The following is a 16217-nucleotide window of genomic DNA, read 5'->3' as shown; positions in this document are numbered from 1 at the left end:
TTAGTACCTTAGTGCCTAAGTCTAAAAGTCTATTGTCTAGTGTCTTGCTTCCATCTTCCATCTTCCTTTTTCCTTTTCCTTAATGACTTATGACTTAATGACTGTTATATTTACAACAAAGAACACCAAGTACGCACAAAGCCCACAAAGAAAAAGTGCCTGAGTTCCTAAGTCCCTTTCTTATTTCTTATTTCTTGTTTCTTATTTCTTGTTTCTTATTTCTTATTTCTTGTTTCTTATTTCTTGTTTTTTTGTCTTGTGCCCTGCTACCTGATACCATTTTTTTCATTCACCATTCACCATTAATCATTCACCATTATCTTCCGGCCATACAGCACCCATTCATTTGAACAGGCACTACTGTGGCCGGGGGCTTCTTTGTTCTTCCTGGTTCTTTGGCTAAAGCCAACGGCTATTCATAGCTCCAAAAGAACCTCCGTTCATAAGCGAACCCATTCACAATTCACCATTCACCATTCATCATTCACCATTCACCATTCACAATTCATCATTCACAATTCATCATTCACCATTCACCATTCACCATTCATCATTCACCATTCACCATTCACCATTCATCATTCACCATTCACCATTATCTTCCGTCCTTTCCAGCACCTCAATCAGTGCCCTGCTATTGTGGTAGGGGCATTTCCAGAAGCCGGCTTTTTCTTCCTCTTCGCAGGGCTTACCTGCTGCATCGACCCGCCAGTACCACTCCCCGTTCTGCTGATCGATCAGTTTTTTTTGAATGAAGGTCCACACTTCTTGTGCTGCTTCAAGATAGCTTTCCTTTCCGCTAAGCTGCCAGGCATTCACCCAGCCCACCATGGCTTCGGCCTGGGGCCACCAGTGTTTGTCGCTGTCGAGTGCTTCTCCCTCGCGTTCGTTAAAAAGCGACAACTGTCCGGCTTCCCTCCTGTCGGTGCCTTCGGCCAGGGTTACCTCGCACATGCGCAGGGCCATGGCATTCACCTCGTCGATAAGCGCCTGGTCGCCCAGTACTTCGGCAGCTTCGGCCAGCAGCCACGATCCTTCGATGTCGTGACCGTAGGAAACAATGTCCGACTTCACCTTCCAGTCCATTTCGAAGAAAAGCTGAAAGTGGGCCGTTTTGGCATCGATGATGTGATCGAGAAAGACCCTGATTAAACGCCTGATGGCTTCAGCCAGCTGCGGATCTTTGCGACAGCGGTACAGGTTGGTATAGGGTTCGAGCAGGTGCAGGTGGGTATTCATCGACTTGGGCTCGTTGGCATCCTTTGCACTTAGCCGCATATCGTCCAGGGCACTCCAGTCGGCAGCCAGGGCTTCGATATAACCCCCATGTTCCTGGTCGTAAAAATGCGTTTCAATGTCGTGAAAAAGCGCAAAAGCCGCTTCCAGGGCCTCCTCATCGCCCAGGGCGCGGTAGTATTCGGCCAGACCGTAAACCGCAAAGCCCTGGGCATAGGCCTGCTTGCGTGTATTCAGCGGCCTGCCCCGGGCATCCAGCTCCCAATAAACACCACCATGCTCCCTGTCCCTGAAATGTTTCATAAAATAAGTACAGGCACGCCGGGCCATTTCCTGGTCGCGCGCCTTTTTTCCAAAACGGAAGGTGGCCGAAAAAGCCCAAAGAATGCGGGCATTCAGCACTGCTCCCTTCGTGGCATCTGCTTTGATCTTTCCAAAATGATCCATGGCTCCATAGAAGCCTCCGTTCTCCTTGTCAATCATTTCGACCGACCAAAAATCCATGATGCGTTCCAGCTCCTGACTGAGCGCTGATATCCACTCCTTTTTACTGCTCACCATGCTACATGCATTTTTTATTGTGGTCGATCAATGCGTTAATGGTTTCGACCGAAAGATGAGAATGCAGGCGGTCGGGTGCCGTGTTCAGACAATAGTCGAGCAGCTGTTCAATGGATGTTTCGGCCACATGCATGCGGGTATCCGACGAGGCATAATAGATCAGCACACGACCATCGTCGTCGGCAATCCAACCATTCGAAAAGACCACATTCGACACATCGCCCACCCTTTCATCCTGAAGCGGGCCGATAAAATGTCCGGCCGGTTTGTGGGTGATCTTCGACACATCATTTTTATCGGCCAGAAAGACGTAAAGCACGTAACGCAGTCCGGCCGCCGTATTGCGAACCCCGTGTGCCAGGTGCAGCCAGCCCTGGTCGGTGTAGATGGGATGAGGTCCCAGTCCGTTTTTTACTTCATACACGGTATGATAGGTCTTGCTGTCGATGATGCTTTCGTGGAGTATTTCGGCATGCTCAATGCTTTCCGACAGGCCCCAGCCGATGCCTCCCCCTTTGCCGGTATCGATAAAGCCATCCTGAGGACGGGTAAAGAAGGCATATTTCCCATCGACGAATTGCTCAAACAGCACCACATTGCGTTGCTGACCGCCATGCGAAATAAGGTCGGGCAGGCGCTCCCATACTTTCAGGTCTTTGGTGCGTACAATGCCGGCAGCTGCCACGGCGCTCGAGGTATCCCCATCGGGTGCCGAGGGATCTTTGCGTTCGGAGCAGAAAACACCGTAAATCCATCCGTCTTCATGCACGGTCAGCCGCATATCGTACACATTGGTATCCCATTGATGGGTTTGTGGCAGGCTGACCGGGCGGTCCCAAAAACGAAACTGGTCTACTCCGTTAGGACTTTCAGCGATGGCAAAAAACGATTTCCGGTCGTTCCCTTCCACCCGCACCATCAGCAGGTACTTTCCCTTCCATTTGATGGCTCCTGCATTAAAAGCAGCATTAAAGCCAATGCGTTCCATGAAGCGCGGATTGCGGGCTACATCGTAGTCGAAACGCCAGTGCAGCGGCACATGATCGCGGGTAAGCACCGGATGTTTGTAACGCTGAAATATACCATTGGTACTGAACAAGGCCTCATTTTTCCGCCTCAACAGCGCTTCGTGCTCCCGTTCAATTCTTTCCTTTCTTTGATGAAATAATTCTGTCATGCTGTTTTATTTTGAGTTCCTGAGTTCCTGAGTGACTGAGTTCCTGAGTGCCTTAGTGCCTTAGTGCCTTAGTGCCTAAGTGCCTAAGTCTAAAAGTCTAATGTCTAATGTCTTGTGTTTTGCTTCCATCTTCCTTCTTCCATCTTCCTTTTTCCTTTTCCTAATGACTTATTGACCAATGACTTTGTTATTTACCACAAAGACCACCAAGTACGCACAAAGAACACAAAGAAAAAGCTCATGAGTACCTGAGTGCCTTAGTACCTTAGTGCCTAAGTCTAAAAGTCTATTGTCTAGTGTCTTGCTTCCATCTTCCATCTTCCATCTTCCATCTTCCATCTTCCATCTTCCATCTTCCTTTTTCCTTTTCCTAATGACTTATTGACCAATGACTTTGTTATTTACCACAAAGAACACCAAGTACGCACAAAGCCCACAAAGAAAAAGTGCCTGAGTTCCTAAGTCCCTTTCTTATTTCTTATTTCTTGTTTCTTATTTCTTGTTTCTTATTTCTTGTTTCTTGTTTCTTGTTTTTTTGTCTTGTGCCCTACTACCTGATACCATTTTTTTCATTCACCATTCACCATTAATCATTCACCATTATCTTCCGGCCATACAGCACCCATTCATTTGAACAGGCACTACTGTGGCCGGGGGCTTCTTTGTTCTTCCTGGTCCGTTGGCTAAAGCCAACGGCTATTCATCGGTCCATAAAAACCTCCGTTCATAAGCGAACCCATTCATCATTCACCATTCACCATTCACAATTCACCATTCATAATTCACAATTCACAATTCACCATTCACAATTCACCATTCATAATTCCTCCTTCGCCTTCCTGTATTTCTCAAGCAGCAGGATCAGGCCGTCGTCGGCAAAGCTTTTAAAGTCTTCGGCCTGGGCATGACCGGGATAGGGTACATAAAAATGATCTTCGTCGCGGTTGCGCCAAACCATTACATAGGCCAGCGACCGGGTGTGTTCGTTGGCCCTGAGCACCTGCAATAAATTGCTGGTATACCACTGATCGATTTCCAGGCGGTCGCAACCGGTTTCGGTAAAGGCAGCCAGTTTGTTTTTCGCGGCAGCCAGTTCAACCACCATCGACAGTTTTTGCACCACCTGATCGAGTCGCTCAATCTGATAATCGCCATAATTGTCGATTCCCAGCAGGTCCACCACATCATCGCCCGGATAACGTGACAGGTACTTCTCAGGGGTATCGGCTCCCGAGTCGGGCGAATAGGCCATCAGCAGGTTGTTCAGTCCCTTCTCATTGCGAAGATAGTCAACGGTAAAGCGGAAGAGTGCAATGTAATCCTCGTTGCTGCATGTGGTACTGCCCCACCAGAACCAACCGCCGTACATTTCGTGCCAGGGACGAAAAATAACAGGAATCAGTTCACCCCGGTCGTCGGTCAGCTGCGAAATAAAAACAGCCACTTTATCGAGCGAGGCTTTGAATTGTTCGTGCGCTTTCCCTTCGGGCAGCAGCGCCTTTATGTCAATGTCGTTCAGCGTCCATGAACTGTTGCCGCTTACAGGATGACGGGCATGCCAGCTGATGGTGTTCACTCCGCCCATGCGGTGTACTTCCTGAATGTAGTGCACCATCGAAGCAAAAGGCACTCCGTCGATGTTTGTACTGTCGCCCACATGGCCGATTTCCCATCCAAAAAGAGCAGGATAATCACCGGCCGTCCGTTTAACATCCGATTCGCCGGGTTCCTCCTTCCAGCCAATACCATAGGCCAGGTCGTCCTGGTGCCCGAAAAGAATTCCATTACGTGCCGCATGGGCCAGCTCACTGCGCAACAAGCTCACTGCTTCACTTTCGGCATACTTTGCCTTTCGCACATTGCAGGCATTCAGCAGCACAAGCGGCAGCAGTATCATCATGATCGTTTTCATCGTTTCTGATTAAAAAGACAAGATTAGTCAGGAAAGCTCAAAAGACAGGCAACAATAATTTCATTTTTAAGGGGGATTTAAACAGCCGCCTCAAAACACAGGGGACAGATGCGCGCTTTGGGGTGGATAAATATTGCACCCCGCCCAAATACCTGTCAAATCACATATTCCCCCTGAATGTGTTAAAATCACCCCACTTCATGCTCCACCCTTTATACTAATATTGCACAAAATGAAAATGTCATCGGACATTGGAAACGTAAAGACGCGCTGGAATACATCTGTATTGTGGTCATTGGAGACGCACTGGAATTCAGATTGTGGTCATTGAAGACGCGCTGTAATTCAGATTGTGGTCATTGAAGACGTGCTATAGCGCGTCTCTACAGTGGTCATTTCCTTTTTCCTTTTTTCCTTAATGACTATTGACTTAATGACTATTGACTTAAGACTTTAATACAATGAAACAACTCAACTATCTATTCCTCCCCGCCTTGCTGCTGCTGTTATCGTGCAGCGGAACAAAGCAGGAAAGCAAAACAGCCGCCGATTACCGGAATGCTGAAACAGAGACACTGTACATCAAACTGAAAGCCCTGGCCGACAGTGGCAAAATCATGTTCGGATGTGCCAATCCCACCACCCTGATGTACAAGGAAAAACACATTTGGGAAGGCTTCAACAATTCCGACAGCAAAGAAATTACCGGTCAGCACCCCGCCTACTACGAAAGCGATTTCATGTGGCACGGCGACGACCCTAAACTTCGGACGGCCGACCTCGAAGCCATGAAAAAGGCCTACGAAAGAGGTGCTGTTACGGGCTACTGCTGGCACATCAGGGGCATGGAAAGCAACTCTTTCTATGCTCAACGAAACGGGATCAACACCGCCGACTCACTGCTGGTGAAAAAGATCGTCAAAGGAGGTACGCGCGATGACAATCCTGAACTCAACTGGTTTTATACCCAACTCGACAGCGTGGTCATTCCGGTTTTTAAAGAACTGGGCTTTGCCACCACCTTCCGCCCCTGGCACGAAATGAACGGCGGCTGGTTTTGGTGGGGTTCGGCCACCTGTACGCCTGAGGAATATGTGCAACTCTACCGGCTCACCGTCGACTACCTCCGCAATAGCGGTGTCGACAATCTGCTCTACGTTTGGAGCCCCGACACCCGCCTCACCATGGAATACTATCCCGGCGATGACTACGTCGACATTCTGGGCCTCGATATTTATGAAATGGGTGCCATCCATTACAAACCCATGGAGTTGGTGACAGGCGAACTCGAAAAGCTGGTGGCCTATGCCGAAAGCCACGACAAGGTGGCGGCCATTACCGAAACCGGTCTGCGCATGCAGGACGGCATTTTCAGATATCCTGAAGAAATACCCGACTACTGGAGCAATTATGTTCTCCGCCCCCTGGTCACCAATCCAAAGTTGAAGGGAATTGTATGGGTCGAAAGCTGGTACAGCGCCGACTGGAGCGGACAAGGCCAATCGCAGTTCTACTATCCTTACCGGGGCATCGAAAACGATTTTCCCAACGGGCAGGCAGCCATCGACGATTTTTTGAAATTTTATGAGCACCCGGCCACCCTGTTTGAAGACGATTTACCCGAAATGTACCAATAAGAAAAAAACGAAATGAGAAAAAGGATAGTACTGCTGATTGTAATTTTTATGTCATGCTTACTGGCAGGCCTGGAACTTGAGGCTAAGGTTGAGCTTGAGAAGCTGGAAGCCGAAAACGGCCAGTTGACGGGTGTGCACATTGAGACGAAACACAAGGGCTACTCGGGCAGTGGCTATGTAAGCGGCTTCGACAACGAAGGCGACCGCCTGGAATTGAGCTTCGAAAGTGAAAATGAGGGCAAACAGCGCCTCATGATTGGTTATTCGGGGCCCTATGGTGATAAAAACAACCGGGTGTATTTCAATGGCGAAAACCTTGGTGACCTGCTGTTCCCCGCATCGGCCGGCTTTACCGAAATAGATGCAGGCACCGTCATGCTGAAGAAAGGAAGCAACAGCATCGTCATCGAAAAAAGCTGGGGCTGGTTCGAAGTCGACTACTTCCGCCTGGCCGACCCGGAGCCTCCCGTAAGCTGGAACATCAGCGAACATCCCGTTAATCAGGCTGCTTCGGCTGAAACCCGAAAACTATACGATTTTCTGCTCGATCACTTTGGAAAGCAAAGTCTCGCAGGCCAGTATGTCGGAGGAAGCAAGAGCTACAACGATTTTAGCAGCGAATGGCAATACCTGCACCGCCAGACCGGCAAATACCCGGCTTTGTATGGCAACGACCTCATGGACTATTCACCATCGCGGGTTGAATTCGGAGCGAAATCGACCGTAACTGACGATGTAATTCGATTTTATAACGATCAACACGGGCTCGTTACCCTTTCGTGGCACTGGAATGCGCCCACCGACCTGCCCAACACCGAAGAGCAACCCTGGTGGAGTGGCTTCTACACCCGTGCCACCACCTTCGACCTGGCAGCTGCCATCAACGATCCTGAATCGGAACGCTACCAGCTACTGCTGCGCGACATGGACGTGATTGCCGCTCAGCTGAAACGCCTGCAGGACAAGAAAATTCCCGTACTGTGGCGCCCGCTGCACGAAGCCGAAGGAGCCTGGTTCTGGTGGGGAGCCAAAGGACCCGAAGCCTGTGTCAAACTGTGGCAACTCATGTACGAACGCTTCACAGTGCATCACCAGCTTAACAACCTTCTGTGGGTGTGGACCACCACCGACAGTCCCAATGCCCTCGACTGGTACCCCGGCGATGACTACGTCGACATCCTGGGTGTTGATGTCTACCTTAACAACGGCGATTACAGCGCCTCCGCCTCCATGTTCGACCGTCTGCGTCAGCTCTTCGAAGGCAAAAAGATGCTCACCATGTCGGAAAACGGAACCATCCCCGATCCCGGCGAAATGTACTCAAAGGAGGCTCCCTGGCTTTATTTCTGCACCTGGAGCGGTGATTTTATTTTCGACGGAGAAAGAAACAGCAACGAACACCTGAAAGAAGTGTTTCAGCACGATTCCATTATGACCCTCGATGAGCTGCCCGATAAGTGGTACCAGCCCGACAGTACCAGCAGCTCAAAAGCCACCGGCCATGCAACACGCATTTATCCGGTACCTTTTCAGCAAACCCTGCATTTTAACTTCAGCGAAACACCCCTGTGGCTCACCATCAGCGACAGTAGCGGAAGAACCCTCATCGAACGGAAACAAAGCGAGTTGTTACCCAATACCTCCCTTTCGATGCACAGTCATCCGCCCGGAATCTACCTTGTTTCCTACGGTTATGAAACAGCAGTTCACACCCTGAAAACCTTAAAAAAACAGTAAGACCCCTCCATGTTACACCGGGACTCCGCTGACCGTCCGTGGACGGTCGGATTCGCCTCCAGGGGGAGATGGGGCAGTGCAGTGCGAGTGTTGGGGCTTTTATTATTTGCTTGCTGGTTGTAAAGGTTGTAATGGTTGGGGCAGTAAAGTGCGAATTTTGGTGCTTTTATTTTTTGATTGTTTAACACCCGCTGGTAAAAAAAACCGACTGAGTCGGGGGAAAGGTTTGCCATTGAAGTTGCTGGGTGCGGGTTTGGTATTTTGTTTTTATTTTTCAACCCCGACTGAGTCGGGGTTCAGGTTTTTCAAACCCCGACTTAGTCGGGGGAAAGGTTTCCATTGAAGCTGCTGGCTACAAGGATTAAAGGTCCCCCTTAATCCCCTCCCGGTTCCCGGGACTCCTCTATGCTTCGCCTTAAGGGGGGAGATGGCACAGTGTGGTGCGAGCGTTGGAGCTTTTATTAACCCTACAAAACCCCCGACTTGGTCGAGGGAAAGGTTCGATGTGAGGCTAAGGCCAAGGGCCTTAAAGCAATAGCGTGCTTGTCCCGGTGAAACCGGGAGGGCGTAGCCCGGCGAAAAGTGATGGTGTTCGAACTAAAAGCCCTGAAAGGGCGCAAGCACCTCCTTATTTTTTTTCTCCCTGCAATTTCTCCAACAAGGCCACCTTTTCCTTTTCAGCAGCGAGTAAACGTTCGTACAATTCAATTACTTTATCCATTGGATTAAAATGGCATTGGTAATTAACTGCAGATGAATTATCGTGATAACTATTGGCAATAATATTGAACGTTGCTTCTTCATTAAGGTTTTTTAGAGCCTCCACAGGTACTTTTAAAACACCTGCCACCTTCTCCAATACCTTGTCTTCAATTTCTTCCTTTTGTTCGAGTTTTGAAATGGTTTGCTGGGTCATTTCCAGTTCATTGGCAATGAATTCTTGTTTTACACCCAACATTTCACGCAGGCGTTTGATGTTACGGCCATGGTGTACTTTAGTTGCCGGGGTGCTGGTATTTGTTTCCATGATGAATGTATTTTTTGGTTGAAGCTGGTAAACAAATACACAAAATATTTTAGGTTTAGCCCGACTTAGTCGGGGGAAAGGTTCGCGTTGAAGTTGTTAGGTGCAAGGTTGATTGTGAGTTTTTTTGCTCCACATTTATTAGAAGTGTGGTAAAATAGAATTATTTATTCATAGGTAGCATTATGAAACAGCGTTCAACGTAATGAAATGGAGTTAATAGCCCCTACATTTATGTAGGGGGCTGGGATGATAAAAAATTTACCCGGCCACGGTAGCGGGTTTGAAAAAAAGGTGACGGCTGTATGGCCGATTTAATCGGCCGGCGTGTAGGTGGTAGATTGGTGAATACCCCTCCCGGTTGCACCGGGACTCACCGCCCGTCGGTGGACGGTCGGATTCGCCTCCAATACCCCCCTTAATCCCCCCTGAAGGGGGGAGATGGGGCAGTGCAGTGCGGGTGTTGGGGCTTTTATTATAGCTTCTTCATTGGTAGCATTATGATTGCTCCCGGTTGCACCGGGACAAGCTGTTTCGCTTTAGCGAACGGTAAAAAGGGTACAAAAATATATCTGGCCACGGTAGCGCTTAAGACAAAGGTTATTGTTGTATGGCCGGCAAACGTCGAGGATGTTCAAGGCATTTTATGCCAGAAAGGTTTCGGTGCGCTGCACCTGGGGGTGTTTGGGTTTGCGAATGGCTATAAACATTGGCGGTGCGCTGCACCTGGGGAGACTTTGTTGAGATGGTGTGTTGTGAATAAATAATTGGGCTAAAGCCCGCTTCAAACTTTGGTCTCTTATTACACGACATAAATGGAATGCCCATTAAAAGGGCTTTGTTCAGCACCAGAGCACACATCGACATCACCCGATAAAAACACAATTCAAAAGAAAACGAACAGGCGCTTTTATCGATCCTATCACATTTTTATTAATTTGGCGGGGTATTTTAGTATTATGCCTCATATTATGTTGAAATTTTGGAATGCAGCTGCGGTATCGACGCTGCTGTTGCTCTGCTTATTATTACCTGCAAAGGCACAACAGGCGGTGGTGATCAAGGACCTTACCGCCGGAACCGACCTGCCCGAAGGTGCCATCAATTGCATCGTACAGGACCAGAGTGGCTACCTGTGGATAGGAACCTGGAAAGGGCTCTACCGTTACGACGGCTATCGGGCCATTAATTTTTCAAGCATCAATCCGCAGTTCGATGCCCTAAAAATTGGGACCCTCCTGATCGACAACAATCAACTGTGGGTGGGTTCCTTTGTCACCGGCCTCTTTCGCATCGACCTCAGCACCTATGCCAGTACCAGCTACCTCACTTCGAACGAAAGCACCCGGCGCATCAGCGATAACAATGTAATTACTCTGGCAGCGCTGGCCGACCACACCGTGCTGGTGGGTACCGAACGCGGCGGCATGAATGTAATCGCTGCCAGCGGAGAAGTAATCAAAACCTATACCCGCGAAAGCCATCCCAACCTGCTGAACAGCAACCAGGTTTCGGTGATTACACCCGTCGACCAACAAACCGTGGCCCTTGGAAACAATGCCCTGGTGTTGCTCGATCTGAAAAAAGAAGTGAGCTACAAATACAAACATCCGTTGTTCGAACAACATTTCTCCGAAATAGAACCCATCGCGCCCGGCGAATACCTGATTTCAAACAATACCGGCCTCTACCTGCTCAACATGAACGAGGTCAATGCCGAACCCCTGCTGTTGCTCAACGAACGTTTCAAATCCATCATCCGTAAAAACGATTTCAACAACAAACACACCCTGCTGCTGGGCTCACAGGGAGGTTTGTACGAGTTCAACCTGAACAATCGAAAACTCAGCGAATATGTGAGCAACCGGAGCACAGGCCATTCCCAGTCCGACATTAACCAAATTTTGTTTACCCACAAAGAGACCCTGCTGCTGGCCCGCGAAGACGGCCTTTATTCACTGTTGCCGCGCAAGCACCATTTCCGGCAGTTCAACACCCCCGGGAGCGAACACAACCCCGCCATCATCAGTGCCATCGACATGGCAGGCACCAGGCTCCTGGCCGGAAGCTGGGGCAAAGGCATCTTCCGGATTAACGATGAAAACAAACAGCTCGAAGCGGTTAGCTTTAAAGCACCTGCCGGAGGCGAAGTCCCCCGTTTCATCTTTACCATGAAAACCATCGACGACAAGGTGTGGACCTCGGGAAAAAACCATCTGGGCATCTTCTCCTTTCCCACTCACAGCAGCCCCTACCCCCTCACCTACTACCCGCAATTCAGGGGACCCAACAACACCATGGACTACTACACCGTAACCAGCCTCTGTCAAAGCGCCGGTGAAACCCTCCTGCTGGGTACCTGGGAAGGCCTGCTCTTCTATTACCACGAACAACGCGACGAATTTGTGGTGCTGACCGACCTCAACGGCCAGCTGCCCTACTCGAAAGACCTTTCGATTTATACCCTGCTCGAAGACAAAAACGGCTTTACCTGGGTGGGACTCAGTGGCGGCGGCCTCATTAAAATGAAAATCGAAGGAAATACCATCCTTTCGCAGGAACGTTTTACCCTGCACGACGGCCTGGCCAGCAACTTTGTGACCACCCTCTACCAGAGCCGGAACAACAAAATATGGGTGGGCACCGAAGCCGGCCTGTCGGTTGTTGAAAACGACACCATCCGTTCGGTGTACAACAAAGACCTGATTTTCGACATCCAGTCCATCATTGAAGATCCCATCGGCTTCCTCTGGATTGGTACCCAAAAAGGCCTCATACGCATCAACTCGAACCACCTCGATGAACCGTTTAAGCTCTTCGACAGTTCCGACGGACTGCAAAACAACGCCTTCTACCTCAACAGCATTTACGCCGGCAACGATTATACCTTCTATTTTGGAGGCTACAAAGGAATCGACTATTTCACCCCCTATAAAATCGAATACAACTACAACAAACCCCTGCCCAAAATCACCTCGTTCAGCCTTTTCAACCAGGAAATTTATCCCGGTTCCGACAAGGAGCATCAGCCCCTGGAAAAGAACATCACCCTGAGCGACGAAATCAGGCTGAAATACAATCAGAATACCTTCTCGCTTGAGTTTTCGAACCTCGAATACCAGGTGCAGGAAAAATGTCAGTTTTCCTACCTCCTCGACGGGGTCGACATCGACTGGACCTACCGCGATGCCCAACACCGCTTTGCCTATTATACCAAGCTCGATCCGGGCACCTACACCTTCTACCTGCAAAGTACCAACAACGACGGCGTATGGAGCGACGAACCCGTGGCACTCACCATCATCATCGAACCACCCTTTTGGGCCACCACCTGGGCCTACAGCAGCTACATTGTGCTCTTCATGCTCTCGGTCTTTTTCATTATTTACAACCGTGTAATGAAGGTGCAGGAAAAACACAAACAACAACTCAAGGAAGTTGAATTCAGGAAACAACAGGAACTCGATGAACTGAAGCTCCGCTTTTTTACCAACATCTCCCACGAATTCAGGACGCCGCTCACCCTCATTCTGGGTCCCCTGGCCCGGATACTCGAAAATGAAAGCAAGGATCCCTACAAGGAAAAACACCTGATGATTTACCGTAATGCCAGTCGCTTGTTGCAACTGACCAACCGCATCATGGATTTCAGAAAAAATGAAAAGGACCAGCTCAAACTCAAGGTAGAACCCACCAACCTTTCGGAGTTCATTTACAACATCTACCTCTTTTTCAATTACGAAGCACAGAAACGCAACATCGACTACCGCTTCAAAACCACCTACGAGGGATCGGTGTACATCGATCAGGAATTCATCGAAAGCGTGACCTTCAACCTGCTGTCGAATGCCTTCAAATACACCCCCGATGGCCGCAGCATCACCCTCAGTGTAAAAGGCGACGAGCAAAAGGTGAGCATCACGGTGGCCGACACCGGAAGAGGCATTAAAAATGATGCACTCCTGCAAATCTTCGACCGCTTCTACGGTGCTGCGAAACGCAACAGTGCAGGCATCGGACTCAGCTTTTCCAAACGACTCATCGAACTCCACAAAGGCGACATCCGGGTCGAAAGCACCGAAGGCGAAGGCTCCGAATTCACCATCGAACTGCCGGCAGCCGATGTTTATTCGAACGAAGAAAAAAACAACATCGAAAACCGCGAACTGGTCATCGACTGGACCAAAATTGACCAAAGTCTCAGGCAAAAGGTCAACGAAGAATTCAGCGGGCTCAAATCGCTCTACGAGAAGGAAGAACTCATTGCCCTCATTGCCGACGACAATTTCGAGGTCCGACAATTCATCCGTTCCCTGCTCGAAAAAGATTTCAGGGTCATCGAGGCGGCCAACGGGAAACAGGCACTCGACCTGGCCTTCGAACACATCCCCGACATTGTCATCTCCGACATCATGATGCCCGGGATGGACGGGCTCGAATTGTGTCAGCACCTTAAAAGCGACCAGCGCACCGACCACATTCCGGTGGTCATCACCACGGTGCTCTCGTCGCAAACCGACCGCATCGAAGGGCTCAGCAAGGGAGCCGATTCCTACATCCCCAAGCCCATCGACCCCGGCCATCTGATCGTCAGGGTGAACAAACTGATCGAAAAACAGCTGAAACTAAAGGAGAAATTCAACCTTCGTACCGTCGAGCTGAAAAAAGAAGAGTTCACTGAAGCCGAAGAAGAAATGCATCCGCTGGTCGAAAAGGCCCGCAACATTGTACTCAGCAACATCGACAATTCGGACTACAACATCGACGACTTCTGCAGCGATCTCGGTCTCAGCCGCATGCAGCTCTACCGCAAGTTCAAGGCCATTACAGGGCTTTCGGCCAACAGCTTCATTCGCAAGGTCAGGCTGCACAAGGCCGCCGAACTGCTTAAAAGCGGCCACCTCACCGTGAAGGAAGTAACTTACGATGTGGGTTTCATCGACCTGAAGTATTTCCGAAAATGCTTTAACGACGAATTTGGCTTAAATCCTTCGGAATATGCACAGCACCATGAGCATAAAAAATAACATTCCTGCTCATTGATATTGATCAAGCATTAATTTACTACCTTTACGCGAAATTTAACATAGTGCATTTTAATGAGATTTGAAGCGTTTGATTTACACGATGACATTCTGGAAGCCATCTCCTACATGGGCTTCGAAAAGGCATCACCCATCCAGGAAAAAGCCATTCCTGTTATACTCGAAAACAAAGATTTGCTGGCCTTTGCCCAAACCGGCACCGGAAAAACAGCCGCATTTATACTTCCCATCCTCGACAAGCTGGGCGACGACAACAGCGGAGGCATTAACACCCTCATCATAGTCCCCACCCGGGAACTGGCCATCCAGATCGATCAGCAGATTCAGGGCTTCTCCTACTTCCTGCCCACCAATTCGATTGCCATTTATGGCGGTGGCGATGGCAGCGACTGGTCGCGTGAAAGCAAGGCGCTCAAAACACAAACCGACATCATTGTGGCCACCCCCGGCAAGCTGATCAGCCATTTGAGCATGGGCAACATCCAATTCGACACACTCAAACACCTGGTCCTCGACGAGGCCGACCGCATGCTCGACATGGGTTTCTTCGACGACATCCAGCGCATCGTTTCCTATTTGCCCAAAGAAAGGCAGACCCTGTTTTTTAGTGCCACCATGCCGCCAAAAATCAAAAAGCTGGCCGGTGCCATCCTGAAAAACCCCGTCGAGATTGCCATCGAGTTGTCGAAACCCGCCGAAGGGGTATTGCAGGCCGCCTACCTGGTCCACGAAGACCAGAAACGCCAGCTCATCACCCACCTCATCACCGGCAAGGAACAGTACAAAAGCATCCTTATTTTTACTTCCACCAAGGCCAAGGTGGGTAAAATTGTGAGCAGTCTGCGCATGAAAAACGACACCATTGCCGGCATCTCGTCCGACCTCACCCAAAAGGAACGCGAAGCTGTGCTGTCCGATTTCAAAGCCAAAAAAACACGCGTACTGGTGGCCACCGACGTCATCAGCCGCGGCATCGACATCAAGGACATTGAGTTGATCATCAACTACGATGTGCCGGGCGATGCCGAAGACTATGTGCACCGTGTGGGCCGTACCGCCCGTGCCGAATCCGAAGGGGTGGCACTGACGCTCATCAGCGAACCCGATATGTACAAGTTCAGGCGCATCGAAGAGCTCATCGAAAAAGAAATCATGAAGCTCCCCCTGCCTCCTGAGTTGGGACCGGCACCCGAATGGAATTCGAAACCTGCACGCAAGGACAACTTTGGCGATAAAAAGCGCCGTTTCAAGAGGAAAAAGAAATAAAGCAGGCTGATCGACAGGAAGCTGCCTTTGGCTTTAAGCATTCAATGTTTTTTATTTACAAACACAGGAACAGGCATGCTATGTAAAAAATTCATATATTGTAATGAATTTAAACCTGCAGCACATGGAACTGTTTGCCTTGCTTATGTCGATACTGATCAGCCTCGTATTTTTGCTGGCTGGTACCATGAAACTGGTCAAATCGCATGAAACACTCAGGGGCAATCTGCGCTGGACCTCTGAAAAATCGACCCTTTACCTCAATTTCATTTCCTGGGCCGAAATTATCGGCGCCCTGCTTTTCTTTATTCCCTATCAGTTCTCTGTCCTGCCCTTCCTTTCGGTCGTTGCTGCCTTTTTGCTGGTAATGCTCATGATCGGTGCCCCCATCACCCACCTCCGCCTGGGCGAACACAAAGAAGCCGCCCTCACCACCTTCCTGCTCATCATGATCCTGCTCGTCACCTTCATACGGATATTTTATTGAGAAGTGCATAAGTGCATGAGTACCTGAGTGCCTGAGTTCCTGAGTGCCTGAGTTCCTAAGTTCATGAGTGCTAAGTCCCTTTTCTATTTTTTATTCCTTATTTTTTATTCCTTATTTTTTATTCCTTATTTATTA

General features: G+C 49.4%; 9 protein-coding genes. 5 read left to right on the top strand and 4 right to left on the bottom strand.

Going from position 1 to position 16217, the window contains the following annotated elements; genetic code table 11:
- Positions 1-582 precede the first annotated feature (582 nt).
- The 3 genes from FHS86_RS16665 to FHS86_RS16655 form a co-directional block, all read right to left on the bottom strand.
- Positions 583-1797, bottom strand: coding sequence for an AGE family epimerase/isomerase (locus FHS86_RS16665; RefSeq protein ID WP_429416345.1), 1215 nt, complete (start codon positions 1795-1797; stop codon positions 583-585).
- Between the two features lies 1 nt (position 1798).
- Complete coding sequence (locus FHS86_RS16660; protein WP_429416342.1) at positions 1799-2974, bottom strand: glycoside hydrolase family 130 protein; 1176 nt, start codon at positions 2972-2974, stop codon at positions 1799-1801.
- Positions 2975-3791: 817 nt separating this feature from the next.
- Positions 3792-4886, bottom strand: a complete 1095-nt coding sequence (locus FHS86_RS16655) for a glycoside hydrolase family 26 protein (protein WP_429416339.1) — start codon at positions 4884-4886, stop codon at positions 3792-3794.
- Positions 4887-5347: 461 nt separating this feature from the next.
- On the opposite strand from FHS86_RS16655, the gene FHS86_RS16650 reads away from it, so the two are divergent.
- On the top strand, positions 5348-6523 hold the full coding sequence (locus FHS86_RS16650; protein ID WP_429416336.1) for a glycoside hydrolase family 26 protein: 1176 nt from the start codon (positions 5348-5350) through the stop codon (positions 6521-6523).
- Between the two features lie 12 nt (positions 6524-6535).
- Positions 6536-8260, top strand: a complete 1725-nt coding sequence (locus FHS86_RS16645) for a glycosyl hydrolase (RefSeq protein WP_429416333.1) — start codon at positions 6536-6538, stop codon at positions 8258-8260.
- Positions 8261-8888: 628 nt separating this feature from the next.
- Here FHS86_RS16645 and FHS86_RS16640 read toward each other — a convergent pair.
- A complete protein-coding gene (locus FHS86_RS16640; protein ID WP_429416330.1) occupies positions 8889-9287 on the bottom strand; it encodes a helix-turn-helix domain-containing protein in 399 nt (132 codons plus the stop codon).
- A gap of 968 nt (positions 9288-10255) precedes the next feature.
- Here FHS86_RS16640 and FHS86_RS16635 point away from each other — a divergent pair.
- From FHS86_RS16635 to FHS86_RS16625, 3 genes are all read left to right on the top strand, one after another.
- Entirely contained in the window at positions 10256-14311 is a 4056-nt protein-coding gene (locus FHS86_RS16635) for a hybrid sensor histidine kinase/response regulator transcription factor (RefSeq protein ID WP_429416328.1), read from the top strand.
- A 72-nt stretch (positions 14312-14383) separates the two neighbouring features.
- The gene (locus FHS86_RS16630) at positions 14384-15595 is read left to right on the top strand and encodes a DEAD/DEAH box helicase (protein ID WP_429416325.1); all 1212 of its coding nucleotides are present in this window, start codon (positions 14384-14386) and stop codon (positions 15593-15595) included.
- A gap of 103 nt (positions 15596-15698) precedes the next feature.
- Positions 15699-16082, top strand: a complete 384-nt coding sequence (locus FHS86_RS16625) for a DoxX family protein (RefSeq protein ID WP_429416322.1) — start codon at positions 15699-15701, stop codon at positions 16080-16082.
- Positions 16083-16217: the final 135 nt, after the last annotated feature.

Origin of the sequence: Roseimarinus sediminis, from assembly GCF_050433125.1 — a bacterium.
GTDB classification, from domain to species: domain Bacteria; phylum Bacteroidota; class Bacteroidia; order Bacteroidales; family Prolixibacteraceae; genus Roseimarinus; species Roseimarinus sediminis.
Note: the sequence above shows the minus strand (reverse complement) of the source record. Positions and strands in the feature narration are given on the sequence as shown.

What these genes read in the sequence shown, in the direction of transcription:
- FHS86_RS16665 (WP_429416345.1), bottom strand. Translation starts at nt 1,797, where the DNA reads ATGGTGAGCAGTAAAAAGGAGTGGATATCAGCGCTCAGTCAGGAGCTG.
- FHS86_RS16660 (WP_429416342.1), bottom strand. Translation starts at nt 2,974, where the DNA reads ATGACAGAATTATTTCATCAAAGAAAGGAAAGAATTGAACGGGAGCAC.
- FHS86_RS16655 (WP_429416339.1), bottom strand. Translation starts at nt 4,886, where the DNA reads ATGAAAACGATCATGATGATACTGCTGCCGCTTGTGCTGCTGAATGCC.
- FHS86_RS16650 (WP_429416336.1), top strand. Translation starts at nt 5,348, where the DNA reads ATGAAACAACTCAACTATCTATTCCTCCCCGCCTTGCTGCTGCTGTTA.
- FHS86_RS16645 (WP_429416333.1), top strand. Translation starts at nt 6,536, where the DNA reads ATGAGAAAAAGGATAGTACTGCTGATTGTAATTTTTATGTCATGCTTA.
- FHS86_RS16640 (WP_429416330.1), bottom strand. Translation starts at nt 9,287, where the DNA reads ATGGAAACAAATACCAGCACCCCGGCAACTAAAGTACACCATGGCCGT.
- FHS86_RS16635 (WP_429416328.1), top strand. Translation starts at nt 10,256, where the DNA reads ATGTTGAAATTTTGGAATGCAGCTGCGGTATCGACGCTGCTGTTGCTC.
- FHS86_RS16630 (WP_429416325.1), top strand. Translation starts at nt 14,384, where the DNA reads ATGAGATTTGAAGCGTTTGATTTACACGATGACATTCTGGAAGCCATC.
- FHS86_RS16625 (WP_429416322.1), top strand. Translation starts at nt 15,699, where the DNA reads ATGAATTTAAACCTGCAGCACATGGAACTGTTTGCCTTGCTTATGTCG.